The sequence below is a fragment of the Gracilibacillus sp. Marseille-QA3620 genome (assembly GCF_054950035.1).
The window spans coordinates 674527-699625 of the sequence record NZ_CM143102.1; the positions used below are offsets into that span (position 1 = coordinate 674527).

The window sequence follows — 25099 nt, forward strand, 5'->3', positions numbered from 1 at the left end:
AATGGTGAATGGAACATTTAGTAAAAGAAATGCATGGTAAAGTATTGGTATTGACTTTGAACAGACCTGATAGCTTAAATGCCTTCAGTCCAAAGATGATTGCTGGGCTGACAAAGGAAATGAAGGAGGCGGGCAAGAATCCGGATGTTCGTGCGATTGTCCTGACAGGCGCCGGGCGGGCGTTCAGCGCTGGAGGGGATGTTAAGTCGATGGGGTCTAATCAACCCGTAGACGTATATGAACATCTCGGCAAAATGAATGAATGCATCCTTGCCATCAAAGCAGTTGAAAAACCTGTTATTGCAGCTGTCCAAGGCTTTGCTGCAGGAGCGGGATTTAATCTTGCTCTTGCTTGTGACTTAATCATTGCCTCAGATGACAGTAAGTTTGCCTTAAGTTTTTCCCAGGTCGGACTGATCTCAGATGGAGGAGGCTCCTACTTTCTTCCGCGTCTAGTGGGTCCTTATTTGGCGAAGCAGTTTTTCTTCTCTGCTGAGCCAATTCCGGCAGAGCGTCTTTACCAGCTCGGTGTTGTCAATAAGATTGTACCGCTCGCAGAGTTAAATGATGAAGTCATGCGATATGCCGGGCTTTTGTCGATTGGACCAAGCCAGGCATATGGACAGATGAAGAAGATGATTGATTATTCGTTTACGGCAACATTGGAGGATGTATTGGAGCGGGAGAGAATGACGCAAATCATGATGGTTGCTACAGAAGACCATCAAGAAGGCATTCAAGCCTTCAAGGAGAAACGGCGCCCACAATTCACGGGGAAATAAAAGGAGGTATTCTAACGGATGAAAGCTGTACAATTTACGGAATATGGCGGACCAGAAGTATTAAAGACTATCGATATTGAAAAGCCAAAGCCAGGACCGTCAGAAGTATTGATTGAAATTCATGCTATTGGTGTTAACTATGCCGATACGGCTAGAAGGGAAGGGCAGTATGTCGTACCGACAAAGCTGCCATTTATCCCAGGGGCTGAAATTGCAGGAGTGGTTGTAGAGGCGGGAGCAGAAGTGACAAATGTCAATATCGGTTCACGCGTCGTAACATTAATTGAGTCCGGGGGCTATGCTGAGTATGCTGTAGTTGATGCCAGGAACGTTCTTGTCATGCTGAAGGAAGAGATTGACTTCAAGCAGGCTGTCTCCTTGCCGCTGCAGGGACTCAGTGCCTATCATATTCTAAAAACGATGGGCTGTCTCTCAAAGGATGAGACCGTGTTAGTTCATGCTGCTGCAGGCGGAGTCGGAACGCTTGCCGTTCAGCTCGCGAAGCTATTTGGCGCTAGAAAGGTGATTGCGACAGCAAGTACCGATGAAAAGCTTGAGCTCGCGAAATCCCTCGGTGCGGATGTGTGCATCAATTATACGAAGGAAGGCTGGCATCAAGAGGTGCTTGATGCCACAGAAGGCAGAGGTGTGGATGTTGCCTTGGAGATGGCTGGGGGAGATGTGTTTAAGAATACGCTGAAATGCTTGGCTCCATTTGGACGAGTCGTCATTTATGGAGTGGCAAGCGGAGAACAGGCCGTCATGCATCCGTCCTCCTTAATGGCGAAAAATCAATCCGTTATTGGCTTCTTCCTTCCGCAGATTATGAGGAAAAGAGAATTATTCGTAAGAAGTGTACGTGAGCTGTTTGAATATTTGGAGGAAGGCAAGCTTCAATTAATCATCGGGGACACGTATCCGCTAGAGGAGGCTGCAAAGGTTCATGAATTAATGCAATCAAGAAAAACCTCCGGAAAAATCATCCTTGAAGTGAATCATTCATAATACCCTTATTGAACTCCCCTGATGAACTGGGGAGTTTTTTCATATTTGCAGGAAGTGCCATTGTCTCCACCCATCGGAAAATTGTACACTAAGAGCACGAAACTATGATGGAGTTGATTATAAACTTGGAATGGAAGAATATCTATCGAGGGCTCTTAATGGGCATAAGTGATTTAATCCCAGGAGTGAGCGGAGGAACCATCGCTTTCATCTTAGGGATTTACGACCGCTTTTTGTTAGCCATCAGCGGTATTTTCAGCAGGGATTGGAGGAGGCATTTGGGTTTTTTGCTTCCCTTGGCACTCGGAATGGGATTTGCCATCCTTGCCTTCAGCCGTGTTATTGATTACTTATTGGAGAACCATTATGAGCCGACACAGTTTTTCTTTTTAGGCCTAATTATTGGAGTGTTTCCGTTTATCGCGAAACAAGCAGATGTGAAGAGTAATTTTGATGTAAAGCATATAGGGGTATTGGTCCTTGTTGGAGGTATTCTTGCCTCTATGGCCTTTATCCAGACGAATGAAGAAGCCGTAATCAGCTCATTTACAGCTGGGACATATGTAAGATTGTTCTTCTCCGGCTGGCTTGCGAGTATGGCCATGCTCCTTCCAGGAATCAGCGGATCATTTGTTCTTCTATTGATTGGGGCTTATTCGACGATCATATCTGCTTTATCTGACCTGAATCTGCCAGTCATTATGGCGGTTGGCGCCGGGGCAGCCCTTGGGTTTATTCTCAGCAGCAAAGCAATTGCCTACTTGCTTCTTCAATTCCCTCATATGACATTTGCCATCATAATGGGATTGATTGCGGGTTCTGTATTTGTTGTATTCCCTGGACTTCCGAATAGCCCGTTGGCTTTGATTCTGTGCATCATCACATTTGTGTGCGGTTTATTGGTGACTAAATTCTTTACTGCTACAGAGCAGAAGATACCTGGCAAATAATTTTCACTAAAAAATATAAGCTCGAAGAAGGGAGAGAGGACTCTTCCTTCTTCGAGCTTATTTGTTGTGTATTTTTTAGTCAAATCTTGAATCAGAAAGGATGCGGCCAAGCTCTTCCATATGGCCTGTCTCATCAGAGATAAGATCTTCAAGCTTAACGACTAATTCAGTTAAGCCTAGTTCTTCCGCTTGTTTTTTGCGTGTTTCATAACGGTCGATTGTATCCTTTTCCGCTTGGTAGGCTGATTCAAGCATAACCTTTACATCTGTAGTTTGTTTAACTTCAGCTGGTGTGACAGTAGGTGTTCCGCCAAGTGTGGCGATTTTTTCAGATAAGTATAGAGCATGGCCTTGTTCGTCAGAGATTTCTCCTTCGAAGAAAGGCTTTAATGTTTGTCTAAATAAACCGGAAACCATTGCAGCATAATTTGTATACATAATTGATGCTGCATACTCATTTGCTAAATCTTCATTTAATCCATCGATCAATTCTTTTAATTTCTCATCCATTAAAAAGGACCTCCTTCATTAATTCCTCAAAATAAAGATACCCTAATATAAGAGTAATTAAGCATTTATTTGATGACAAAATAATGAAGAATGAATCATTGTTTAAGCCGTTTTGTCTTTTTATAAGTGATATGGAGCAATTTTAGGGAGGATTAAATCTAGTATTAGGATAGAAAAATCATTGGAAAACGAAAGGCTTGCAAGAACAGAAGCCTATCAAAAAAAGCTGATCCGAAAACCCCTTATAGGAGCTTTTGGACCAGCTTTCATGTTTCTTTTTATTATATTAAATTCTTGAAGTTGATACGCTTGTTCAAGGCGTACATGATTGGCATCCCAACGGCCATGACAACGAATTCACCCACTGCAGTCGTTAAATAAGTAATCCAGAATGGGAATCCAAGTACGATGTTTAACTCGATGGCAATCAAGAACATCGTCGCCGTGAAGACAATCGTGTTAACAACCATCCGTGCCCAAATGTTCTTCACAAAGCGGGCAGTCAGAATGGTGAGGGATAAGGCCAAGACAGATTGTCCTACTCCAAAAATAAGGTCATAGACACCTAGAGAGGAGAAGAAGAGGTTTGAGAAGAAGACCCCGATAACAATACCGATAAAATATTTCTTGTTGAATACGACGAGATGGTTGAACATCTCGGAGATTCGAAATTGTACATTGGTGAAGCCAAATGGCTGTATTAGCATAGTGACTGCAATATAAAGAGCAGCCAGCACACCGTTCACCGCAAGTGTTCTGATTTTCATTTATGTTTCTCTCCTTAGTTTTTTATCGTGGGATGGTTACGAACCACGTTTACACCTTGCTTATAATACCTTGTTTTACATGCATTTGTAAATTTGAAATGTTTTTGTGGGATATATTGTCTCTTTGGACAATGGTCTCTTGAGTTGTTACTGCCTCCCTAAAAAAAGGATTAATGAGAGCCTACGGGGGAATAGAAAATGGAGAATCTTAATAAAGGAGGTATTTCGATGTTTCATTATACAAAAGAGGCTGCTATGTCAGTTGAAGAGGCTATTGGCAGACTGGAGGACTCATTAAAAGAAGAGAAATTCGGAATCCTTTGGAGTGTGGAAATGAAAGAGAAGCTGCAGGAAAAAGGGGTGGAGTTTGATGGGAACTTTGTCATACTTGAAATTTGCAATCCCCAGGAAGCTAAGAAAGTGCTAGAGGAAGAGAGTCTTGCCAGTTATTTTCTTCCTTGCAAAATAGTCGTATATGAGGATGATGGTCAAACAAAAATCGGTATGCCTAAACCGACTGCCTTAATCAGTATGCTGGAAAATGACCGACTCAAAGGAGTTGCTGAGGACATCGAGTCACGTTTAGTCAAATGTATCGATCATGCCTGTAAGTAACAATAGATTAGAGCACCTGTTTGAATGAATACGTGGATAGTTGCTGCAGTTTGATGTAAGAAAGTCAGCAGAGGGGCTCATCCTTATGAGCAAGCTATAGAAGGTAAAAAAAGAAGACAAGCCCTATAATGAATGGGTTTGTCTTCTTCTGCTTGTATCTATGAATTAACCTAGGGCAACATCCAAAATCATCATCACGGTAAAGCCTATCATCAGGAATAAGGAGGCAAGGTCAGTATTGCCGTTTTCCTGTGAGCCCGGAATTACCTCTTCTGCTACAACGAAGATCATGGCACCGGCAGCAAAGCTTAGTGCATAAGGCAGAAGCGGCTGAATAAACAGAACCGCAACAGCCCCAATGACAGCGGCAACCGGTTCAACCATCCCAGAAAATTGTCCGTAAAGGAAGCTTTTCTTTCGCGACATTCCATCTCGTCTAAGCGGCATGGAAACCGCCAAACCCTCCGGAAAGTTTTGAATGCCTATCCCGATAGCTAGTGCAATTGCTCCAGTAAGGGATGCAGTTGGCAAGTCGGCAGCCACAGCACCAAAGGCAACACCAACGGCAAGGCCTTCCGGAATATTATGCAAGGTGATGGCTAGAACGAGCAATGTGCTTCGCTTCTTGTTTTCTGGATGAATTCCCTCTGCTTGACCGAGCGGTTTATCCGGATGAAGATGAGGCAGGACTTTATCCAATATCATTAGGAAGAGGCCGCCGCAAAGGAAACCGACCGCAGCAGGGAACCAGGATGGGAGAGGACCTCCTTCTGCCATTTCAAGAGCAGGAGACAGCAGGGACCAGAAACTGGCTGCAATCATGACCCCTCCGGCAAAGCCGAGCATGCTGTCAAGAAACTTCATATTAACATTTTTGGTTGTAAAGACAAGAGCCGCCCCAAGAGCCGTCATGCCCCAAGTGAATAAAGTTGCTAAGAAAGCCTGGAACATGACGGGAAGACTTGTGAACCATTCCAGCATAATATCCCTCCAGAGGAAAGCAGGTTTTGTATCATTCTATATCTTATTAGGGTAAAAGATATTTATTCAATGAAACTAGCCTTCTTTTATGTAGATTATAGGTGTATTTTCCATCGAAAAAAGCCTGAAGTCAAGGACTTCAGGCTTTTATAGCCTACGATTAATGAGCGGGCTGATCTTTTACTGGGAAATGTGGGTTATCATTTTTCTTAAATAGTGTTCTTCTAATCCAAGGGAGGACATAATAGTCTCCGCCAAGTTTACCGGCATTGGCCCCTGCAGCGAGGATGATAAAACCAAGAACAATCATTGCTGGGTTTGTAGAAACTGTACCGCCAAAGACAAACAGGAAGTTCATCAAGAGTCCGGAGAATACGGCGGCTATTGTTAGTACTCCCAAAAGTAGTCCAAGCCCGACAAAGAATTCGCCCCAAGGAATTAAGATATTGATGATGCCTACATTAGGAAGGGCAAAATTTTCAATGAAAGAATTATACATTGGATAAAGAGCTGTACCGTCCGGGCCTTTGACCGGATTAGCAATGATATTAGTGAGGAAGCCTGAAGCATCGAAAGCACCGCCTCTGATTTTCTCTAATCCATGTATAAACCATTCGTATCCAAGATATAACCGGATGATAAGCAAAAGTCCGGATGCATATTTATTTGTTCTTAACCATTCCATCATGTTCATTCACTCCTAAATGATTTTTGCTGACCTTCTGCCGCGGAATGGAAGATCAGCTATTTGCTATACTTTATTTATACAGCATATCGTTTGTGAATAATTGAGCAATTTGCTTTATTCAAACTTTATCCAAGGTTTTTTGAACATTATTTGGCAAATTTTAAAGTCTATTTACAATAGGAATGAAGGATGCTGAAATACAGGGATGCACATCCTTAAAGGTGATGTATAACACTAACCATCCTTGCGGTTAACCTTCTCTTTTGAAGGCTTCCTATCAGGAATTAAAGAAGGGTAAGCCCTGATTATTTTTTGCTGCAGGGGACTTAATTGCAGAAGAATCTCCTCAAATTGCCGGTCTAAGTCGGTCATATCCTGCTTACATTCTTCATTGACCTCCTCCAAAAACTCTTCTTGATGAATATCTAACTCAATAAGACCATGAATGAGTTCATTCCGTGCAGTTTGGACTTGAGTTCTTGTTGTATCAATCATTTCCAGGTTACTAATATCCTCATTCAGTTTCTTGAATCCTTTTTGAATCAGATAGACAAAGACAATATAAAAAAGACTATAAATGAATAAGATTGAACATGAAAAGGGCATATCTGTGATGACATCTTTCACTCGAGGATAAACCTGCTCAGATAGAATAAGGAAACTGATTGTCCACATTAGAATCCCAAGCAATAGAATGCGTGAATTTTCCGCTGGTAAATTCGGTATCATATGAGATCGGACGAGGCGTTTAAAGGCTTCTAACAAAAGCAATGCTGAGACAATTACAGTCGATTCAACGGGCAAGGAAATTGGCTTGAAGATCAAAAATAGACAAAGAGCTAATCCATATAACGGACTAAAGAGAATGGCAGGGAGCAAGGCTGCCATGAAGGTTTTATGGTTCATTAGTTTAAACATAAATTCAATTGAAAAGCCTATTAGGCTGCACATGATGAATAGATTTGGGATGGCTAGCGCATCTTTCAGGATCATAGCTCTCCTCCTTTACAAGAAGCTTACCTTATTATTATATTAAAATAATTAAAAGAAGAAAAAAATAAGTCTCCTTCTTTCTTTGATGGTCAAACAGTTTTGAAAAAAACGGAGATAGAGTAAAATAAACTCTATAAAAGAGATTATCGATGGAAAATAGAGGAACAATAAAGAGGAGTTAAAGGAGGAGAGCGCTAAAATGAGTTTACAAGCACAAATAATTGAAGCGTTAAACGTGAAGCCAACCATCAATCCTAAAGAAGAAATTGAAAAAAGAGTGCAATTCCTGAAGGATTATTTAATGAAAACAGGTGCAAAAGGGTTCGTTCTCGGTATAAGCGGAGGGCAGGACTCCACGCTTGCGGGGCGCTTAGCTCAAATGGCCGTTGAATCCTTGCGTGAAGAAGGAACTGAAGCGACATTTGTTGCGGTACGGCTCCCTTATGGCGTTCAGCATGATGAGGATGATGCGCAAGCCGCCATACAATTCATAAAGCCAGATGAAGCATTGACTTTTAATGTCAAGCCAGCCGTTGATGCTGTAGCAGCCCAATATGAGGAGGCAGCATCAGAGCCTCTTACTGATTTCAATAAAGGGAATGCGAAGGCAAGACTTCGCATGATTGCACAATATGCTGTCGGCGGCCAGCGAGGATTGCTTGTCATTGGAACAGACCATGCAGCAGAAGCGGTAACCGGCTTCTTCACGAAATACGGAGACGGCGGTGCCGATTTGCTCCCATTAACCGGTCTATCAAAGAGACAGGGCAAGGAGCTGTTAAAGGAGCTTGGGGCTGAGGAGCGACTTTATCTTAAGGTACCAACGGCCGATTTGCTTGATCATAAGCCTCAGCAGGCAGATGAAACAGAGCTTGGAATCTCCTATGATACGATTGATGATTATTTGGAGGGAAAACAAGTCAGTTTAGAGGCTGCGAGAAAGATTGAAAATCAATATTTAAAAACGGAGCATAAGCGTCAATTACCAACATCCATGTTCGATAATTGGTGGAAATAATGTTTGTAAAATCAAGCCTGCAGTCTTTTGCCTGCAGGCTTGATTTCATTGGTGGCAGCCAGGTGAATAAAATCACTATCTCTTCCCTTTACAATATATTAAAATAATAATAATCTTAACGTTTTGGGTGGAATGATTGAGGGAAAAGGAAAAGGTAATCCAATTTTTATTGCAAATGTGACAAAAACACATGATAAACTGTAAATATGTATTCAACTTGTTGCTAAATGGAAATCGTATTGCAATCCAGATTTATTAAACTATATTAGTTACATGCTTAAGAGTGAATGTACAATGTCATATAGAACTAAGGAGGGGTCGTATGAGTAATGAGAATATGTTAATTGAGAAATCTTATTATAAGACCTTTATAGATAAAGACAGTACAGTAAATCCAGTACTTGTCATAAGTGAATATGTCCTGCAGGAACAGGACCAGGATATTCCGGAGCTATCCAATCTCCGCTTTGCTCAAGGGGAGTTGTATTACCTTTACAAAGACTACGAAACGGCGATATTTAAATGGGAACAGGTGACAAATGAGCTCGAACCATGGGCAAAGAAAAATATGGCAGATGCCTATTTCGCCGTAGAGCTATATTCCACAGCGGAAGAGATGTATAAATCTATCCAATCGGATTCAATCATATTAAATACCGAGGTGGGTTTACAATTATTTACCCTTTACATAAAAACACAAAAGCTAAGCTCGGCCGATCAAACCATTAAGAAGGTTGTTCGATTGAATCCTGATGATGACCAAGTGACTTCTTTAGCCCGGAATTTCTTTGAAGAGCAAATGGATTGGGGCAGCGCAGTTGAGCTGGCTATCAATGAAGCAATGAGAACAGAATCTATTGATTGGTACAATATCCTTCAATCTTATATTGAAGATGGAGTAACAAAGAATCTGGATCCGGCTTACTTCTATCCGGCGCTGCATAAGCTTTATGACATCAATGATAAGCGTTTTGAAGGCCTCGCTGCTGCCCTATGGCACAGCTATGAAGGTGAAGCTTCTTATATGACGTGGATTCAAGGCTTCAATGACCTGCTGCAGGATCTTGAAATCTCTGAGAAGAGCTCCTACCCAGCTCTATCTGCCTTGTTCAAGGATGCTTATTTTGACCTAATTAATGGAGAGAGATCGGTTAAGTCATTAAAAGCTGTTGTTCCAAGTCTTCTTCGGAATTGGGTGCGCCTGACAGACAGGAATCAAGCCTTGCTGGCTTCTTCAAGCGTTCTTGCTTGGAATGATCACTTCCCGTCTACATTAAGTGGTGAAGATGTCGGAATAGCAGAGCATATCCTCTCAGGACTCACCTATGACCGAGATGGACTGGAGGATGGCATCCGCCTCTTTGAAACCATTGACAAATGGGCAATGGAGAATGATTTAGCTGTCAGTGAAAGACATAAATGGATCATGGATGAGATGCTCGACTTAAATGTGCAGCGTTTGATGATTGCCGGGACTAGCGGCAATGGAAAATCTGCTTTGATTCACTCCATTCTTGGAGAGGATTCATTTGACCTGCCGACTGCGGCAGCTGTGATGTATAAGTATGGTGAAGAGGAGAATGTAAGCGAGGTTACCGATTCATCCATCATTCATCTGAATGATGATGAAGTTGAAGAACGTATTACATCACGCGAATGGATGGGCGGTCCTCCGCGCATCATTGATTACAGACTGCCAAGCGCCTTCTTAAAGGATAACGGCATTGCGATTATTGACACACCAGGGTTCAGTATTGCCAATAGTAAGACTCAGGAGGTGCGCCGCTACTTGCATATGGCAGACAGTCTTCTCTTTGTTCTTGATGTGAATGATCCTTTCAGTCATAGGGAAAGAGATATTGTCCTCATGATTCAGGAGCAGGCGCCAGATTTGCCAATTCACTTCTTGCTGAATAAGATGGACCTTGTCCATAACGACCAAGAAGCTATTCGCATTGTGGATGAGGCTTGGAAGAAAATTAATCCATACTTGCCGAATGCGAAGATTTTTGCTCATTCCGCTCACTATAAGGGTGCAAGCCAGTTGAGGGATTTCACGGAATTCCTTCAGGCCAATCTTGTTCAGCCATACAAGGAAAGCCAGCGTACGATGAGGCTTCTTCATTATGTTCGTGAGACAATCTCCTCCTTGCTTGACCAAAGACTTGAGCGAGAAGAGGAATTGGTTGATTCCATACACAAGAATGAGGATCTCTTGTCTAAGCTGAAAGCAGCCTTGAATCAATTGGATGACTTAGAGAAAGAAAAGGCAGTGCTGCTTCGTCAATCGTTCAAGAAACGTAAGGAAGAAATCCGAAATGATGTGGTCGGTGCCATTCCAAAAATTCTTCAAGCGAGCAAGGACTTGCTAGCTGAAGATAGTGATTACCGGAAGATTCACATCGAACTGAATGAAAAGATGAATGTACGCGTGCAGGAGTATCTTGAAACGACCATCCTTCCAAAATACTTCTATTCCATGCAGGAATGGATTCGGGAAGCGGATGCTGAATTCAAGGAAAGTCAAAGCTTCCTGACTGAAATGGCAGATGGATTTAATGCCATCTATCAGGATGAACGCGTCAATATGGACTGTGATTTCCGTGTGCTGGATGACTGGCGCCGAGACTCAAACCGAATGACAAGCGGTGTTCAAATGGATTCTGTCAATATCCTGCTTCGCCACACACCTCAGCAATTATTGCTGAAGAGTGCGGGAGTGCTATTCGGTTCAATTGCGAACAAGAATTTGATGTACAATAAATACACAAGCTTAATTGAAACACAGGATTATACAGAAGTGGCAGAGGTCATTGCAGATAAATTCCTGCTTCAATTCGAGATGTTCGAGAAATCAATTACAAGAGATGTAGCTATGTTCTTCAGCAATCCGAAGGAAATGATGAATACATTGATTGCTGATACGAATAGCTTGATAGAGAAATATAATCGCCAGCTGGAGAAAATGCGTGCGAAACCAGAAATGTACCGAGATCCATTGAAACTATTCGAATTGCGCTTGCGCCAATATGAATGGATGGTCTTCGCCGATAGGGAATACCAGACGGTTTCTTAAAACGAAAAGTAAAGAGAAGGGGAGCTATTCCTAAGTGCGAAAAAGGCGGAAAACCATGTGGTTTTCCGCCTTTTTTTGCTGCTTCCAGGTCTTGAGCTTGGCTGCAAAGCCCAAGACCTGGAAGGCAAGCTCTCTTATTGTTCGAATGTATTGCTGCGAAGCTTAAAGAAGCGAATGAAGTTATTAATGATGACCTTTAATACAGAATAAGTCGGAATGGCAATTAAGATGCCGACAAACCCATAGAGAGAACCAGCAACAAGTAAGAGAAAAATGACGGTTAACGGATGGATGTCGAGTCGTTTCCCCATTACCTGCGGAGTGATTAAGTGTCCCTCAATTTGTTGAACAATGACCATAAGAATCAACACCTTAATAGCCATAAATGGACTGATTAGGAAGCTGCTGATCAAGGCAGGTATGATACCTATGAACGGCCCAAGAAACGGGATGACTGTCAGCAGTGTGGCAAAGATCGCGAAGACGAGTGCATTTTCTAAGCCGATGATTAAGTATCCGATATACATCATCGCTCCATCGGCGACAGCAATGATAAATTGACCAACGATATAGGTCGATAATGTCTTGTCTACTTCTGCCAGAATTCTTGCACCTTCTGCGTGGACTGACTGGGGAATATGGCGAAGGAGATACGGCTTCAATTTATGCCCATCCTTCAGGAAGTAAAAGACGATAAATGGAACGATGACAATAACGGTTAACACACTCGTAATGGTTGAAAAAATCGTAATCGCATTCGTAGAAATCTTTTGTGGAAATGCCTCCAAATAGTCTCCTGCATAATCCTTGATTTTCTCCACTGACAGGAAATCAGGTGAGCGGTCTTCTATAATACTTTTGGATGTTTCAGCAATCGATTCGGCTCGTTCTGGTACGACATCCATAAGGTGAGATACTTGTGAAATAATCTTGGGTCCAGTTGTTTTTAGAGCGAGATAGCCTAGTCCCCCAATTAGCAGATAGATTAAGAGGATGCTGATGGCTATCGGCATGTAGCAGCTAAGCAATTGGACGACTGGCCTAAGGATGTAATAAAGCAGTCCCGCTATTAAAATGGGAAAGAATAGCGTGATAATGAATTTCTGAAAAGGCCATATGAAGTAATCAATTTTTCCGAATAAAAAAATGATGATAAGAATAAGTATTAAACCACTCGCATATTTAAAAAAAGGCTTGTTCACCCACATAAATGCTCCCCCTATATCTAGCAAATCAATGTATAAGCATCTATACCCTAATTTAACCAATTCGTACCCTTTAGGAATAGAAGATATTTTTTCTCTATTACTTTAATAGAGAAAAGCTAATTTTCAATTGCATAAATTTCCAACGAAGATTATAATAAATTTCATAGAATTTTGAAAATTTAAAAAATATATTTGAATAACGAAGGGGAGATTTCATGAAAAAGAGATTTATTATGGCATCGGTACTGGCCAGTGCTATGCTCGTCCTTGCCGCTTGCGGCACCAGTGAGGAAAAAACCTCTGGAAGCGGTAAAGGAGACGACGGAGATAAGACTTACAGGGTCGTAACAGATGCCAATTATTCGCCTTTTGAATTTCAAGAGGGCGGTAAGATTGTCGGCTTTGATGTGGATGTAGTTAAGGCAGTTGCCAAAGAAGCTGGAATCAAGGTGGAAATTGAAAATGTCGGCTGGGATCCCCTGTTCGTAGAAGTTAAGAATAAAACAGCAGATTTCGGCATGTCAGCAATCTCAATTAACGATGAACGAAAAGCAACCTATGACTTCTCTGTTCCCTACTTCCTGTCAACAAATAAGATTCTTGTGCCTGAAGGAAGCGATATCAAGTCAGCAGATGACTTGAAAGGGAAGAAGGTTGCTGTACAAACGGGTACAACGGGACATTTGGCAGTAGAGAAGATTGTTGGAAAGAAAAATGAAGACATCCGAAAATTTGAAACGACGGTATTGGCCATTATGGAAATGAAGCAAAATGGTGCCGCTGCAGTTGTCGCGGATAACGGGGTTGTTGAGGAGTATGCGAAGAATAATCCTAAGGATAAATTTGTGGTAGTAGCGGATGAGGACGCATTTGAGAATGAATACTACGGCTTGATGTTTCCAAAAGACAGCGAGCTGAAGGACAAGGTTAATGATGCATTAAAGACCATCATTGATAATGGGACCTATACGGAGATCTACAAGGAATGGTTCGGAATTGAGCCGGATGTTGAGACGTTAAAAGAGCAGCAGTAACGTAATTGATGGAGTTGCGTAACATCGGGAATTTAAGGCCATGTTACGCAATTTTTAGTCTAAGGAGGATGAGGCATTGGACTTCAGATGGGATATTATTCAGGAATATCTGCCCTTTCTGCTAAAAGGGACTTTATATACAATCGGCCTTTCCATTGCAGGGATTTTAATTGGAACGGTCCTTGGTTTATTAATAGGGCTTGGAAAGATAACGAAAAGCAAGCTATTGTCGATACCGCTTAATTGTTATATTGGTTTCTTTCGCGGCACCCCGTTATTTGTCCAACTTCTATTAATCCATTTTGGGGTTGTTCCAGCTATAACCGGCGAGACAAATGTCATCTTGGCAACCATACTTGCTTTATCATTGAATTCAGCTGCCTATATTGCGGAGATTTTCCGGGCGGGGATTCAATCCATTGATACAGGTCAAATGGAGGGAGCGCGCTCACTCGGAATGTCGAGCGGGCAAGCGATGCGCTATGTTATTTTGCCACAGGCGTTTAAACGCATGATTCCGCCTTTAGGTAATGAATTTGTTGTCCTTATAAAGGAATCTTCCATAGCGGCTGTTATTGCGGCCCCTGAGCTTACCTATTGGGGAAGGGCGATGGCAAGCCAGTACTTCCGCGTCTGGGAGCCATATCTTGCCTCAGCTTTTATCTATCTCATTCTTACGCTTTCTTTGAGCTATCTGTTAAACAAAATGGAAAGAAGGCTTGATACGAAATGATTGTCGTCGAGAATTTGAAAAAATCATTCGGAGATAACGAGGTTTTAAAGGATATCAGCATAACTATCAAACAAAAAGAGGTCGTAGTGGTAATCGGTCCGTCCGGGTCCGGGAAGTCCACTTTCCTGCGGTGCTTGAATCTACTTGAGGCCATCTCAGGCGGGCATGTTCGTATTAATGGGATAGACCTCGCTGATAAGAAAATAGACATCAATAAGGTCCGTCAAAAGACAGGCATGGTTTTTCAGCACTTTAATCTTTTTCCTCATAAAACCGTTCTTGAGAACTTGATGCTTGCCCCGACAAAGGTCAAAAAGGTATCAGCAGAGCAAGCGAAGGAAAAGGCACTGGAATTACTCAAGAAGGTCGGTCTATCAGAAAAAGCAAATGCCTATCCTGATTCTTTGTCAGGAGGACAGAAGCAGAGGGTTGCCATCGCCCGTGCTTTAGCGATGGAGCCGGAAATCATGCTGTTTGATGAGCCGACATCTGCACTGGATCCAGAGATGGTTGGTGAGGTGCTTGAGGTCATGAAGCAATTGGCAAGCGAGGGGATGACGATGGTCGTTGTCACACATGAGATGGGGTTTGCAAAGGAAGTAGGAGACCGCGTTATATTCATGGATGAAGGATATATCGTGGAGCAAAATGAACCGAAGGAACTTTTCGCAAATCCGCAGCATGAAAGGACGAAACTGTTCTTAAGCAAGGTGCTCTAAGGAGGAATAAAGAGGGAGATTGGCGTGGCCATCTCCCTTTTCTTATTTTTCCAGTAAATCTTTGCCGCGTGTCAATTTCTCAAATTGCTCCATTTCAGCAGGGGTATCTTCTGTGTCCTTTACATGATAAGGATTCTTGCTCATTCCGTGTCCGGGATAAAAATTGCTGACGGCAACCCCCATATTATAGGCTTTAGGGTCATTGATGATATTTTCGTGATTAGCATCGGGATTGATCTCTGGGTTGGTATGAGTATTGTCGCTTCTTCTTGGCATGTTCCCATCCTCCTCTTGATTTTGCTATTTACTATTCCATTTCAATGATTATTTATTCAAATGAATAGAGGAATTGGGCAAACACGACAGTAGCATAATAAGTAAAGGAGAATTATTTTGAGGTTGATAGTAGAATCCCGTCTCTCAACATTCCAGGCGGTGTTTACTTCTGCGGGATTAGCGGACAGGGAAGACCTAGCAGCTGCCATGAAGAACGAGAGAAGGTTCCCCGACCACCCCTTTGGTTTCACCAGCCTGCCACGTAAATCAATACTAAAGAATAACAGAGCCTTTGTATTATTAGTACCTTATGGTATTTTTAATATATAGATTATAGCGCTTATGGGTTGGAGAGGATTGTCCTATGGAAATGATTGATTCGATCTTTTGGATACTATTGATTGTCATCAATTTAATATTTGCGATTACAATCACCTTCTTGGAGCGCCGTAATGTGAGCGCTTCTTGGGCATGGCTGATGGTATTGACGTTTATCCCAATCGGCGGCTTCATCCTCTATATCATTCTTGGCCAGAATTTGAGCAAGAGGAGAATCTTTACATGGGATAAGAGAGGGTATGAGGCGATTGAGCGCGGGATACATCAGCAAAAACACCATTTGCGTGATGGGGTTGCTCCCTTTAATACATATTTAACACAGAAGTATAAAGACTTAATTATGATGAATATGACAACAGATCATTCTCTTTATACGCGGAATAATGAACTTGAAATCTTCACTGATGGGAAGGACAAATTTGATTCATTATTTAAAGACATTGCCGCTGCAAAGAAGAATATTCATGTTCTCTACTACATTATCCAAAATGATGTCTACGGCAACCGTCTGCTTGAGGCATTGACGGAGAAGGCGAAGGAGGGAGTTGAAGTTCGGCTCCTGTATGATGATGCCGGTTCGAGAAGAATATCAAAAAAACGAGTTAAAAAGCTTATTGAGGCAGGAGGCAGTGCCTATGCTTTCTTCCCCGGGAAATTATCTATCATAAATTTGCGCATTAACTTCCGTAATCACCGGAAGATTGTCGTTATTGATAAAGAAGTAGGTTATATCGGGGGATTTAATGTCGGAGAAGAGTATTTAGGGTTAAACCCTCGCTTTGGCTATTGGCGTGACACTCATCTTCGTATTAAAGGAAATGCCGTGAATGACCTGCAGGTTCGTTTCCTTTTGGACTGGGCGCAAGCTTCAGGTGAGAAAATGGAATGGACCGATGATTATTTCTTATATACAGATGAGAGGAAGGATGAGGGGGTCGGTTTGCAAATCGTGACCTCTGGACCGGATTCTTCATGGGAACAGATAAAGAACAGCTATATTCGAATGATTTTGGATGCGAAGGAGTATGTGTATATTCAAACGCCGTACTTCATTCCGGACGATAGTGTCCTTGATGCCATACGTATTGCTTCTGTATCGGGCGTTGATGTCAGGGTTATGATTCCTGATAAGCCCGACCACTTGTTTGTTTATTGGGCTACCTATTCATATGTCGGGGAAGTGCTGAAGGCTGGAGCAAAGGTTTATCTTTATGGGAATGGATTCCTGCATGCCAAGACGATGGTTATTGATGATTGCCTCGCGACAGTGGGAACGGCCAATATCGATGTGCGCAGCTTCAGGCTGAATTTTGAAGTGAATGCGATTATCTATCATGAGAATTCTGCTGTTAATTTGCGGAATACATTTGAGGAGGACTTGATGGAGAGTATCGAATTGACGCCTGAGGTATACAATAATCGTACACTTTATATTCGATTTAAAGAATCCATCTCCCGTTTATTGTCCCCTGTATTGTAATATCTGATAGAAAGAGGAAAGACGCTGACGCAAGTTAGTGTCTTTTTGTCTGTCATATAAAGTATAATGGAAAGTAATACTGTATTGTTATGACAATGTGACCATTTAAATAAAGCAGGTATTATTCGACAAATGAGAGAGGGTGGTTGGATGAGCGAAGATGAAAAAAAAGTGAGCCGAATGAGTTTTTCCAAACGGCTGACTGTTGGCTTCGGGCTAATGCTGGCAATAAGTATTATCGTGCTTAGTATCATAGCTGGCCGTTTGAACAGCTCACGTGAAGATATGCTTGAAATCGTAAATGATCGCTATCAGAAAGTCAGCTATACGAATGATATTCAGAAGAACTTTTTGGGTATGCAGGCATCTTTAGCTTTAGCTGAATCACAGACGGATGCAGAGAAGGTCAATCAAACTCTTGATCAGATTAATCAATATCATATTATGATAGAAGACCGATATTCTAAGCTCCAATCAATGGCGAACACCGAAAAAGGGGAAGAACTGCTGGCTGAGTTTAAGGCCATGTATGATATTTACACCCAGAACGAAAGCCAGGTTCTCACTGAGATGGGAAGAGGTTCAACAAATGATTATAATGGACTGATGAGGAGTCTCGCAGATTCTGGGGAAAATTTAGTTCCCGTAATCACGGAATTTATTACTTTCCAAGAAGACTTGATGGATGATGCGCTTTTACGTGCTCAGGAAAAATATGATCAAATGGAGATAATTGTCGGAATGGCAATTATTCTATCCTTATTATTAACAAGTCTTATTGCCTACTGGGTTATTCGTTCGACAACGAAAGAGCTGAATGAAATCACTGATGTCATCAGCAAGGTCGATTTACGCGATACAACGTCCATGCCGAGACTGAGAGTTAGAACGGAAGATGAAATTGGCCGTATTGCGATAGCGTTTAATAATATGTCTGCTTCACTTGAGAGCTATTCCCGCAATGAAAAAGAATATACGAAGAAGATTACTGACCAGAACTGGATTCAGACACAGCTAGCTGAGGTAGCAGAGATGAATCAAGGCATCTTTCAGGTTAATGAATTGGCCGATCGTTTAGTATCCAAGCTAACACCAATGCTTGGTGCATCCATTGGAGCTGTCTATTTGAAGCAAAAAGACAATGATGAGCCAATCTTCCGCCGGGTCGCTTCCTATGGAAATGGCGGCAGGGAGCAATTTAAGATGGGAGAGGGAATTGTTGGACAGGCAGCCATTGATAAAAAGGTTGTCCTCATTGAGGATGTACCTGAGAATTATCAGCTGATCAAGACAGGACTTGGTGATGTACGCCCCAAAGCCATCTTAATTGCCCCAGTTCTATATGAAAGAGATACGATTGCCGTATTGGAATTTGCCAGTATGAAGGGCTTTAGTGAGCTTGAATATCAAGCCTTAATCCAAATGGTTGAAACATTGGGCATGGCCATTCACAGTGTACTGAGCCGTATGGAGATTGAAAGATTACTAAGTGATTCTCAGGCTATGACAGAGGAGCTCCAAGTGCAAGCAGAGGAGCTGCAGTCTCAATCAGAGGAATTACAAATGCAATCAGAGGAACTGCGCATGATCAACGAGCAGCTTGAAGAACGCAGCCAGGAGGCTGAACAAAAATCAAGAGAGCTGGAATTCTCGAAAGAAGAACTTGAGGCGAAGAACGAACAGCTTCTGCAAAGCTCGAAATATAAATCTGAGTTTCTCGCTAATATGTCTCATGAGCTTCGTACCCCGCTGAACAGCATCTTGATTCTATCTGAAATGCTTTCAGAGAAACAGAATGGTGAGTATACAGAGGAAGAAAGAGAGTTTGCAAAGGTTATTTATACATCAGGCAATGATTTGATGTTATTGATTAATGATATTCTCGATCTCTCCAAGATAGAGGCCGGAAAGCTTGAAGTCTTCTTCAATGAAGCTAATATCCGCGAGATTGTCGAAACACTTGAAAGATCATTCCTGCCGATGGCTGAGCAGAAGGGGCTTACCTTTAATGTGGAAATTGAGCAGGACCTCCCTTCTATTTTCTATACAGATGAACAGCGAATGCAGCAAATCATCAAAAATTTACTTTCCAATGCTGTTAAATTTACCGATAAGGGTGCCGTTACATTAAAGCTTGAAAAGGTGAAAAATACGAAGGAAAAAGAAGCACTGAATCAAAATGTCCAATCTGATTTCTGGATGAAAATCGTTGTGTCTGATACTGGACTCGGCATTGCTTCAGAAAAGCAGGAATTAATCTTCGAGGCATTCCAACAGGCAGACGGTGCTACAGCCCGCAAATATGGCGGAACAGGACTTGGATTATCCATTTGCCGCGAGTTTGCGAAATTGCTGGGCGGATTTATTACGCTTGAGAGCAGGGAGCATGAGGGCAGCGTGTTTACTGTGTATTTGCCGAATCTTCCAGAGGGTATGCAAAAAGACCAAACGAACGATATGATCCATTTGCCAATACCAAATGAAGTGTTAGAGCAAGTGGCCGTTCATAAGGAAGAGACGGACGAGATAGCTGCAGCAGCTGCTGAGATTGAAGCGGAAGAAGAGCTTCTAGATGTCTTTAAGGGCAAACGAGTCCTTATCACGGATGATGACCACCGCAATATTTTTGCCCTTAAGAATGCGTTAGAAAGCAAAGGGGTGGAAATAGTCGTTGCTGAGAATGGGATCGAATGCTTGAATTTGCTGCAAGTGGAAAAAGAGCTGGATATGATTCTGATGGATATTATGATGCCGGAGCTTGATGGCTATGAAACCATGCGTCACATTCGATCCAATCCTGAATTTATATCTATCCCAATCATTGCATTGACTGCTAAGGCGATGAAAGGCGACCGTGAGAAATGTCTTGAAGCCGGAGCGACGGATTATATTAGCAAACCAATTAATTTGGAACAATTATTCTCCGTGATGCGTGTTTGGCTGACGAAGTAGGTGAAGGGAGTTGCAGGGGCTAGTGGGCTATCGGAGAACGCCGACCTCAGAAGAAGAACTAGTAGATTTAGAAATTGATTTATTATTAGAAGCCATCTATAGAATGACTGGTTATGATTTCCGTGAATATATGCGTTCATCCATTAAACGAAGGATTGAAAACCGCCTGAATCGGGACCGTTTATCAACCGTATCTGATTTATTGAAGAAGGTCATTCATGAGGATGGATATGTAACGAACCTTCTTAATGATTTTTCGATTAATGTGACTGATATGTTCCGAGATCCAGAATTCTTCTACACCTTCCGGAAGAAGATTGTTCCAAAGATCAAGGACCTTCCGGAGATTAGAATCTGGCATGCAGGCTGTTCGACAGGAGAAGAGGTCTATTCAATGGCCATCCTCTTAAAGGAGGAGGGGCTTTTGGACAAGGCTAAGATCTATGCGACCGATATGAATGAGAAGGTAATTGCGAAGGCAAGACAAGGAGCATTCTCGTTGAAAAGGATGCAGGCCTATACGAAGAATTACTTGCAGGCAGGAGGAAAAGCTGCATTCTCTGAATACTATAATACGGATTTTCAATATGCTCATTTCCATCCATACTTGTCGAAGAATATCGTTTTTGCTCAGCATAACCTTGTAACTGATGGGTCATTTAATGAGTTTCATGTGATTATTTGCCGGAATGTCATTATTTATTTCAATATGGAACTGCAGGAGAAGGTTTTCCGTCTCTTTAGTGATTCTCTAAGTGAAGACGGATTTATTGGTCTTGGCAATAAAGAATCGTTAAAGATCATGGAGATGAGCAATTCTTTCATTGAAATTGACAGTGCACAGCGATTATATCAGAAGAAATAAACGAAAAAGCGGTCAGCTGTATCATAAGCAGCTGACCGCTTTTTTCCTGTTTCATGCCTTTCAGAATTCGGGTATCACATAGGGTGGGTGATGAATATGAAGCATGGGGCTAATGTGATAACGGTATTGAGAATTCTTTTATCCTTTTGTTTGCTGCCAGCAGAGTCCTTTTCCTATGTATTTCTAGCACTGTATACAGCTGCTGGATTAACGGATATCCTGGATGGTTATTTAGCAAGAAGATATCAAATTTCCAGTTCATTTGGAGCGAGACTTGATACAATGGCAGATGGGATTTTTATGGTGATTGTCTGTCTGAAGATAATCCCCTTTCTTCAGCTTTCTCTTTTCTTCATTATATGGATATGGCTGATTCTTCTCATCCGGATGGCCTCCTTGATGCTTGTCCGCATCAAGTTCCATACATTTGCCATTTTGCATACATACGCCAATAAAGGCACGGGAATTCTGTTATTTCTCTATCCGTTTATGCTGACTTACAGTCATCATAGCGAATGGCTGGCAGTTGGTCTTGTCCTTGCTGCAACTTATTCAGCTTTTGAGGAATTTTGGATTTTGCTCCATTCATCTGAACTAGACGTTGATGCTGCTGGTCTATATAGAAGGGGAGGCAGTAAGCAAGAATAGCAGCAATAGCATCATCAATCACTTCAAACGTTTTTCTTATTCTATTAAATAAAGAACAGGCGAGGTTTATGTCTCCCCGCCTGTCATATTTTATCCTCGTACGATAATTACGCACATATCATCTTGCTGATTCTTTTGTCTTTCCTTTGGAAGGATGATATCAAGAGGAGAGGCTGCCTCTTCATCTGTCCATTGCCGGGAAGCGATCGTCTGTAAATGACTGATGGCTTTATTCTCATCATCATCAATTGCTTCGACTACCCCGTCTGTAAATAAAAGGACTTGGAAGCTGTCGGCATAGTGTATGGTTGATTTCTTCACTTCCATGCGATCAAAGAAGCCGATTGCTGTGTTCCTTTGGCCAAGATGCACAAGTTCGCTGTCATCAATGTAGAGATAACATGGCGGATGGCCGGCGTTTACATAATCAATTGTTTTTTTCTCCGTATCAATTAATAAATAGATACCGGTTAAGTAATAAGAGGTTGTTTTTGCATGGTCGTCAAGCATGGTCATCGACCGGTTCAATTCAAGTATGACTTTCTCAGGTTCAATCAGATTACGGACAGCATCCCGCATGATGGATGAAATATACATACACATTAAGGAGGCGGGTATCCCATGTCCCATCATATCAAATAAAAAGACGGCGTAGCGATGCTCGTCAATTTGATGCCAATAATACATATCGCCAGCCAAATTGAATGAAGGCTTGTAGGACGTCTTTATCGAGATATCTTCATTTGCAATCGGATCGCTTAAAATACTTCTTTGAACCATGGAAGCTAAATTCAGCTCGTAGCTGATCTTTTCCTCTTGCTCTTTATGCCAATCCTTCTCTTCCTTCAGTCTTAAGGCCACCCTCATACGGGCGAGAAGCTCAACCTTATTGATTGGTTTCATGATATAGTCGGTGCCTCCGGCATCAAGTGCCTCGGCCAGCTTATGGGTGTCCCCAAGTGCAGTAACAAAAATAACGGGTATATCTTTATACTCGGGACAATTCTGTAATTGTTTACAAGCAGCGATGCCATCCATCTCAGGCATCATAATATCCAGGAGAATAAGATTAAACGTACTGTTCCCATTCTTTAGGCGGTCTTCTTCTAAGAGATTGAACATGGTCTTTGCTGAGTCGGCCATTTTAATATTCTTATAGCCTGCTTGCTTCAATATGGTTTCAATTACAAATAAATTCACTTTATTATCGTCAACAACTAGAATGGACATTGCTTTCCTTCACCTAATTTCCAAATAAGTACTGCTTCTAATTAGTGTCTTATTAATCGTATTTTATTTTTCGTGAAAATACAAATAGTTGAGATAACAGATAAGGATTCATTATATATTCTTATAAGAAATGAGACATGGGAAAGCCATAAATGTTTCAGTATATTTAAGGTAAAGGGAAATGGAGAGGACGGGGTAAAAATGTCTTTTAAAGCGTTCGATCATGTTTTGCTGGCAATGCCAAAAGGTGGAGAAGACAGGGCACGTGGTTTTTATCATGGCATACTTGGGTTAGAGATGATTGAAAAACCAGCGGAATTAGCGAAACGTGGCGGTATATGGTTTAAATTCAATGACTATGAGCTCCATCTGGGAGTTGAAGAAGCATTTATTCCGGCCAAAAAAGCTCATCCAGCCTTTCGAGCAGAGGAGCTTGAGATAGTAAAGGCACATTTGTCGGAATCAGGTATTTCGTATATTGAGGACGTTGAATTGCCGGACGCCAATCGAATCTTTCTTGAAGATCCTTTTGGGAATCGGCTCGAGATAGTAGAGCGAATCTCTCATTAACAAGGACCTTCTGCCGCCATGGACGAGCAGAGGGTCTTTTTCTTGTCCGCTAATCTTCAGTCATATTAAGGAGAGGTTGAACGTACGCTTTATGGGAAGTGATCTTTTCGTAAAGGAAGGTGCCTGTGCATGTCAGAGCAGAATAGAGAGCCGTTCACCTCAATGAAGGCATATACGCCATTCCATAGCCGATTTGACCCGTGTCCGCCGATCGGGAAGAAATATTATTCGACACCCCCTAATCTGTATTTAGGATTTCAGCCGCCTAATCTTGAACAATTTACCCCGAGAGAAGCTTTGAAGAGAGGAACCCTTTGGAAAGCCCTGTATGAATATTATGAGAATCCGTATGAAGGGAAAAGGAGGTAGCCAGCGATGAAGCAGCAATTGCCGGATGAGTTCTATCAGTTGCTAGAAGAAATTCAGGCACTTGATTTTGCCATCGTCGAATTGACCCTTTACCTTGACACACATCCGAAGGACCTTGAAAGAATGCAGCAATTTAACGAGCTTGCTCATCAATCGAAGCAATTGAAGCAGCAGTTCGAATCCAAGTACGGTCCGCTTCAGCAATTCGGAAATAGTTACACAGACGCCAACTGGGGCTGGGGAACGTATCCATGGCCATGGCAAATTTAATGAGGGGGTGCAGAACAAATGTGGTTCTATGAAAAGAAATTGCAATATCCTGTGCGGGTGAGCACATGTAATCCCACATTGGCTAAATACTTAATTGAGCAATACGGCGGGGCCGATGGAGAGCTCGCTGCTGCCCTTCGTTATATGAATCAGCGTTATACCATTCCTGATCCTGTAGTCGGTTTGCTGAACGATATTGCCACCGAAGAGCTTAGTCACTTAGAAATGATTGCAACAATGGTATATAAACTGACAAAGGATGCAACGCCTCAGCAATTGCGTGATGCAGGCCTCGGCGATCATTACGTGAACCATGATTCTGCTCTCTATTATCATAATGCCGCTGGTGTCCCGTTTACAGCATCTTATATCCAGGCGAAAGGGGATCCGATTGCCGACCTTTATGAGGATATTGCTGCAGAGGAAAAGGCAAGAGCAACGTATCAATGGATCATCAATATGTCAGATGACCCTGATTTGAATGATGGGCTTCGTTTCCTGCGTGAGAGGGAGATTGTCCACTCTCAGCGTTTTCGTGAAGCGGTGGAAATTATTATTGAGGACCGAGGCAAGAAAAAGATTTTCTAAGGAGCCAAATCGAATTTGATTTGGCTTTTTAAGATGATAGGGAAGTAAATGAGCACCCCTAATTTGTTTGTGAAACCATTCGTAAATCCACTAAAAAAGGCATTGACCAATACTGGTCAATGCCTTTAAATGTTCCGCCTCTTAATGTCCTGCATGTCCCCAAATCATTGTAAACAGGGTTCCAAAGACAATGACGAGCGCGATAAAGATGGCAAAAATGATATTGAGATAGACAGTATGCTTGTCTGAGGATTCACTGACATGCATGAACAAGAAGAGCTGCACGCTGGCCTGAATGATCGCCGTTATGCTTAAGATTCCCATCCCAGTCGCATAGGATACGTCGTAATAGGCGACGGAAAGGGCTATGAAAGTCAAGACAAGGGATAAGAGATATCCCATGACATGCTTAATCGGAAAAAGCTGCTTCACC

26 protein-coding genes and 1 riboswitch are annotated in these 25099 nt (G+C 42.1%); of the genes, 17 read left to right on the forward strand and 9 right to left on the reverse strand.

Annotated features, from left to right (window positions below):
- Window positions 1-8 precede the first annotated feature (8 nt).
- The 3 genes from ACY8DX_RS03370 to ACY8DX_RS03380 all read left to right on the forward strand — a co-directional run bounded on the left by ACY8DX_RS03370 (window position 9) and on the right by ACY8DX_RS03380 (window position 2737).
- Window positions 9-782, forward strand: a complete 774-nt coding sequence (locus tag ACY8DX_RS03370) for an enoyl-CoA hydratase/isomerase family protein (RefSeq protein ID WP_049672111.1) — start codon at window positions 9-11, stop codon at window positions 780-782.
- A gap of 18 nt (window positions 783-800) precedes the next feature.
- Window positions 801-1787: a quinone oxidoreductase family protein gene (locus ACY8DX_RS03375; RefSeq protein WP_439803274.1), complete on the forward strand. Its 987-nt coding sequence runs from the start codon at window positions 801-803 to the stop codon at window positions 1785-1787.
- Between the two features lie 125 nt (window positions 1788-1912).
- On the forward strand, window positions 1913-2737 hold the full coding sequence (locus ACY8DX_RS03380) for a DUF368 domain-containing protein (RefSeq protein WP_049673040.1): 825 nt from the start codon (window positions 1913-1915) through the stop codon (window positions 2735-2737).
- A 75-nt stretch (window positions 2738-2812) separates the two neighbouring features.
- Here the strand turns inward: ACY8DX_RS03380 and ACY8DX_RS03385 are convergent, their stop codons facing one another.
- Both ACY8DX_RS03385 and ACY8DX_RS03390 read right to left on the reverse strand, forming a co-directional pair.
- Entirely contained in the window at window positions 2813-3247 is a 435-nt protein-coding gene (locus tag ACY8DX_RS03385; protein ID WP_049672109.1) for a ferritin-like domain-containing protein, read from the reverse strand.
- 281 nt (window positions 3248-3528) lie between these two features.
- The gene (locus ACY8DX_RS03390) at window positions 3529-4014 is read right to left on the reverse strand and encodes a QueT transporter family protein (protein WP_049672108.1); all 486 of its coding nucleotides are present in this window, start codon (window positions 4012-4014) and stop codon (window positions 3529-3531) included.
- Between the two features lie 8 nt (window positions 4015-4022).
- Window positions 4023-4067: riboswitch (PreQ1 riboswitch) on the reverse strand.
- Between the two features lie 175 nt (window positions 4068-4242).
- On the opposite strand from ACY8DX_RS03390, the gene ACY8DX_RS03395 reads away from it, so the two are divergent.
- Window positions 4243-4629 (forward strand): DUF302 domain-containing protein, encoded by a 387-nt coding sequence (locus tag ACY8DX_RS03395; RefSeq protein ID WP_049672107.1) that lies wholly within the window; start codon window positions 4243-4245, stop codon window positions 4627-4629.
- A gap of 165 nt (window positions 4630-4794) precedes the next feature.
- Here the strand turns inward: ACY8DX_RS03395 and ACY8DX_RS03400 are convergent, their stop codons facing one another.
- From ACY8DX_RS03400 to ACY8DX_RS03410, 3 genes are all read right to left on the reverse strand, one after another.
- The gene (locus tag ACY8DX_RS03400; RefSeq protein WP_049672106.1) at window positions 4795-5610 is read right to left on the reverse strand and encodes a ZIP family metal transporter; all 816 of its coding nucleotides are present in this window, start codon (window positions 5608-5610) and stop codon (window positions 4795-4797) included.
- A gap of 160 nt (window positions 5611-5770) precedes the next feature.
- Entirely contained in the window at window positions 5771-6298 is a 528-nt protein-coding gene (locus tag ACY8DX_RS03405; protein ID WP_049672105.1) for a DoxX family membrane protein, read from the reverse strand.
- A 234-nt stretch (window positions 6299-6532) separates the two neighbouring features.
- Window positions 6533-7291 (reverse strand): hypothetical protein, encoded by a 759-nt coding sequence (locus tag ACY8DX_RS03410; protein ID WP_049672104.1) that lies wholly within the window; start codon window positions 7289-7291, stop codon window positions 6533-6535.
- A gap of 199 nt (window positions 7292-7490) precedes the next feature.
- Here ACY8DX_RS03410 and nadE point away from each other — a divergent pair, with 199 nt between their 5' ends.
- Together nadE and ACY8DX_RS03420 are read left to right on the forward strand one after the other, a co-directional pair.
- Window positions 7491-8309, forward strand: coding sequence for an ammonia-dependent NAD(+) synthetase (nadE, locus tag ACY8DX_RS03415; RefSeq protein ID WP_049672103.1), 819 nt, complete (start codon window positions 7491-7493; stop codon window positions 8307-8309).
- Window positions 8310-8631: 322 nt separating this feature from the next.
- On the forward strand, window positions 8632-11385 hold the full coding sequence (locus tag ACY8DX_RS03420; RefSeq protein WP_049672102.1) for a dynamin family protein: 2754 nt from the start codon (window positions 8632-8634) through the stop codon (window positions 11383-11385).
- 134 nt (window positions 11386-11519) lie between these two features.
- Here ACY8DX_RS03420 and ACY8DX_RS03425 read toward each other — a convergent pair whose 3' ends face one another.
- Window positions 11520-12593, reverse strand: a complete 1074-nt coding sequence (locus ACY8DX_RS03425; RefSeq protein WP_462406205.1) for an AI-2E family transporter — start codon at window positions 12591-12593, stop codon at window positions 11520-11522.
- 215 nt (window positions 12594-12808) lie between these two features.
- On the opposite strand from ACY8DX_RS03425, the gene ACY8DX_RS03430 reads away from it, so the two are divergent.
- The 3 genes from ACY8DX_RS03430 to ACY8DX_RS03440 all read left to right on the forward strand — a co-directional run bounded on the left by ACY8DX_RS03430 (window position 12809) and on the right by ACY8DX_RS03440 (window position 15079).
- Entirely contained in the window at window positions 12809-13627 is an 819-nt protein-coding gene (locus ACY8DX_RS03430; protein ID WP_049672100.1) for a basic amino acid ABC transporter substrate-binding protein, read from the forward strand.
- Between the two features lie 76 nt (window positions 13628-13703).
- On the forward strand, window positions 13704-14360 hold the full coding sequence (locus ACY8DX_RS03435) for an amino acid ABC transporter permease (RefSeq protein ID WP_049672099.1): 657 nt from the start codon (window positions 13704-13706) through the stop codon (window positions 14358-14360).
- The gene (locus tag ACY8DX_RS03440; RefSeq protein WP_049672098.1) at window positions 14357-15079 is read left to right on the forward strand and encodes an amino acid ABC transporter ATP-binding protein; all 723 of its coding nucleotides are present in this window, start codon (window positions 14357-14359) and stop codon (window positions 15077-15079) included. The genes ACY8DX_RS03435 and ACY8DX_RS03440 overlap by 4 nt, the downstream gene beginning before the upstream one ends.
- A 42-nt stretch (window positions 15080-15121) precedes the next feature.
- Here ACY8DX_RS03440 and ACY8DX_RS03445 read toward each other — a convergent pair whose 3' ends face one another.
- Complete coding sequence (locus tag ACY8DX_RS03445; RefSeq protein ID WP_049672097.1) at window positions 15122-15355, reverse strand: hypothetical protein; 234 nt, start codon at window positions 15353-15355, stop codon at window positions 15122-15124.
- A 370-nt stretch (window positions 15356-15725) separates the two neighbouring features.
- On the opposite strand from ACY8DX_RS03445, the gene cls reads away from it, so the two are divergent.
- The 4 genes from cls (at window position 15726) to ACY8DX_RS03465 (ending at window position 21639) form a co-directional block, all read left to right on the forward strand.
- Window positions 15726-17174: a cardiolipin synthase gene (gene cls / locus ACY8DX_RS03450; protein ID WP_049673039.1), complete on the forward strand. Its 1449-nt coding sequence runs from the start codon at window positions 15726-15728 to the stop codon at window positions 17172-17174.
- 150 nt (window positions 17175-17324) lie between these two features.
- Window positions 17325-20126: a response regulator gene (locus ACY8DX_RS03455; protein WP_053103778.1), complete on the forward strand. Its 2802-nt coding sequence runs from the start codon at window positions 17325-17327 to the stop codon at window positions 20124-20126.
- 22 nt (window positions 20127-20148) lie between these two features.
- Window positions 20149-20991, forward strand: a complete 843-nt coding sequence (locus ACY8DX_RS03460; RefSeq protein WP_049672095.1) for a CheR family methyltransferase — start codon at window positions 20149-20151, stop codon at window positions 20989-20991.
- A 90-nt stretch (window positions 20992-21081) separates the two neighbouring features.
- Window positions 21082-21639: a CDP-alcohol phosphatidyltransferase family protein gene (locus ACY8DX_RS03465; protein ID WP_082197188.1), complete on the forward strand. Its 558-nt coding sequence runs from the start codon at window positions 21082-21084 to the stop codon at window positions 21637-21639.
- A 90-nt stretch (window positions 21640-21729) separates the two neighbouring features.
- Here the strand turns inward: ACY8DX_RS03465 and ACY8DX_RS03470 are convergent, their stop codons facing one another.
- Window positions 21730-22869 (reverse strand): fused response regulator/phosphatase, encoded by a 1140-nt coding sequence (locus tag ACY8DX_RS03470; RefSeq protein WP_049672093.1) that lies wholly within the window; start codon window positions 22867-22869, stop codon window positions 21730-21732.
- 201 nt (window positions 22870-23070) lie between these two features.
- On the opposite strand from ACY8DX_RS03470, the gene ACY8DX_RS03475 reads away from it, so the two are divergent.
- The 4 genes from ACY8DX_RS03475 to ACY8DX_RS03490 all read left to right on the forward strand — a co-directional run bounded on the left by ACY8DX_RS03475 (window position 23071) and on the right by ACY8DX_RS03490 (window position 24666).
- Window positions 23071-23439 carry a VOC family protein gene (locus ACY8DX_RS03475; RefSeq protein WP_462406206.1) on the forward strand — a complete coding sequence of 123 codons (369 nt, stop codon included), beginning with the start codon at window positions 23071-23073 and terminating at the stop codon, window positions 23437-23439.
- A gap of 129 nt (window positions 23440-23568) precedes the next feature.
- Window positions 23569-23808: a spore coat associated protein CotJA gene (locus tag ACY8DX_RS03480; protein WP_049672091.1), complete on the forward strand. Its 240-nt coding sequence runs from the start codon at window positions 23569-23571 to the stop codon at window positions 23806-23808.
- Between the two features lie 6 nt (window positions 23809-23814).
- Entirely contained in the window at window positions 23815-24078 is a 264-nt protein-coding gene (locus ACY8DX_RS03485) for a spore coat protein CotJB (protein ID WP_049672090.1), read from the forward strand.
- Between the two features lie 18 nt (window positions 24079-24096).
- Entirely contained in the window at window positions 24097-24666 is a 570-nt protein-coding gene (locus ACY8DX_RS03490; RefSeq protein WP_049672089.1) for a manganese catalase family protein, read from the forward strand.
- Between the two features lie 141 nt (window positions 24667-24807).
- Here ACY8DX_RS03490 and qoxD read toward each other — a convergent pair whose 3' ends face one another.
- Window positions 24808-25098: a cytochrome aa3 quinol oxidase subunit IV gene (gene qoxD, locus ACY8DX_RS03495; protein WP_049673037.1), complete on the reverse strand. Its 291-nt coding sequence runs from the start codon at window positions 25096-25098 to the stop codon at window positions 24808-24810.
- Between the last annotated feature and the right edge of the window lies 1 nt (window position 25099).

Bases quoted from the DNA above. Each gene is read 5' to 3' on its own strand.
- ACY8DX_RS03370 (WP_049672111.1), top strand. From the start codon at position 9: ATGGAACATTTAGTAAAAGAAATGCATGGTAAAGTATTGGTATTGACT.
- ACY8DX_RS03375 (WP_439803274.1), top strand. From the start codon at position 801: ATGAAAGCTGTACAATTTACGGAATATGGCGGACCAGAAGTATTAAAG.
- ACY8DX_RS03385 (WP_049672109.1), bottom strand. From the start codon at position 3,247: ATGGATGAGAAATTAAAAGAATTGATCGATGGATTAAATGAAGATTTA.
- ACY8DX_RS03390 (WP_049672108.1), bottom strand. From the start codon at position 4,014: ATGAAAATCAGAACACTTGCGGTGAACGGTGTGCTGGCTGCTCTTTAT.
- ACY8DX_RS03395 (WP_049672107.1), top strand. From the start codon at position 4,243: ATGTTTCATTATACAAAAGAGGCTGCTATGTCAGTTGAAGAGGCTATT.
- ACY8DX_RS03400 (WP_049672106.1), bottom strand. From the start codon at position 5,610: ATGCTGGAATGGTTCACAAGTCTTCCCGTCATGTTCCAGGCTTTCTTA.
- ACY8DX_RS03405 (WP_049672105.1), bottom strand. From the start codon at position 6,298: ATGATGGAATGGTTAAGAACAAATAAATATGCATCCGGACTTTTGCTT.
- ACY8DX_RS03410 (WP_049672104.1), bottom strand. From the start codon at position 7,291: ATGATCCTGAAAGATGCGCTAGCCATCCCAAATCTATTCATCATGTGC.
- nadE (WP_049672103.1), top strand. From the start codon at position 7,491: ATGAGTTTACAAGCACAAATAATTGAAGCGTTAAACGTGAAGCCAACC.
- ACY8DX_RS03420 (WP_049672102.1), top strand. From the start codon at position 8,632: ATGAGTAATGAGAATATGTTAATTGAGAAATCTTATTATAAGACCTTT.
- ACY8DX_RS03425 (WP_462406205.1), bottom strand. From the start codon at position 12,593: ATGTGGGTGAACAAGCCTTTTTTTAAATATGCGAGTGGTTTAATACTT.
- ACY8DX_RS03430 (WP_049672100.1), top strand. From the start codon at position 12,809: ATGAAAAAGAGATTTATTATGGCATCGGTACTGGCCAGTGCTATGCTC.
- ACY8DX_RS03440 (WP_049672098.1), top strand. From the start codon at position 14,357: ATGATTGTCGTCGAGAATTTGAAAAAATCATTCGGAGATAACGAGGTT.
- ACY8DX_RS03445 (WP_049672097.1), bottom strand. From the start codon at position 15,355: ATGCCAAGAAGAAGCGACAATACTCATACCAACCCAGAGATCAATCCC.
- cls (WP_049673039.1), top strand. From the start codon at position 15,726: ATGATTGATTCGATCTTTTGGATACTATTGATTGTCATCAATTTAATA.
- ACY8DX_RS03455 (WP_053103778.1), top strand. From the start codon at position 17,325: ATGAGCGAAGATGAAAAAAAAGTGAGCCGAATGAGTTTTTCCAAACGG.
- ACY8DX_RS03465 (WP_082197188.1), top strand. From the start codon at position 21,082: ATGAATATGAAGCATGGGGCTAATGTGATAACGGTATTGAGAATTCTT.
- ACY8DX_RS03470 (WP_049672093.1), bottom strand. From the start codon at position 22,869: ATGTCCATTCTAGTTGTTGACGATAATAAAGTGAATTTATTTGTAATT.
- ACY8DX_RS03475 (WP_462406206.1), top strand. From the start codon at position 23,071: ATGTCTTTTAAAGCGTTCGATCATGTTTTGCTGGCAATGCCAAAAGGT.
- ACY8DX_RS03480 (WP_049672091.1), top strand. From the start codon at position 23,569: ATGTCAGAGCAGAATAGAGAGCCGTTCACCTCAATGAAGGCATATACG.
- ACY8DX_RS03485 (WP_049672090.1), top strand. From the start codon at position 23,815: ATGAAGCAGCAATTGCCGGATGAGTTCTATCAGTTGCTAGAAGAAATT.
- ACY8DX_RS03490 (WP_049672089.1), top strand. From the start codon at position 24,097: ATGTGGTTCTATGAAAAGAAATTGCAATATCCTGTGCGGGTGAGCACA.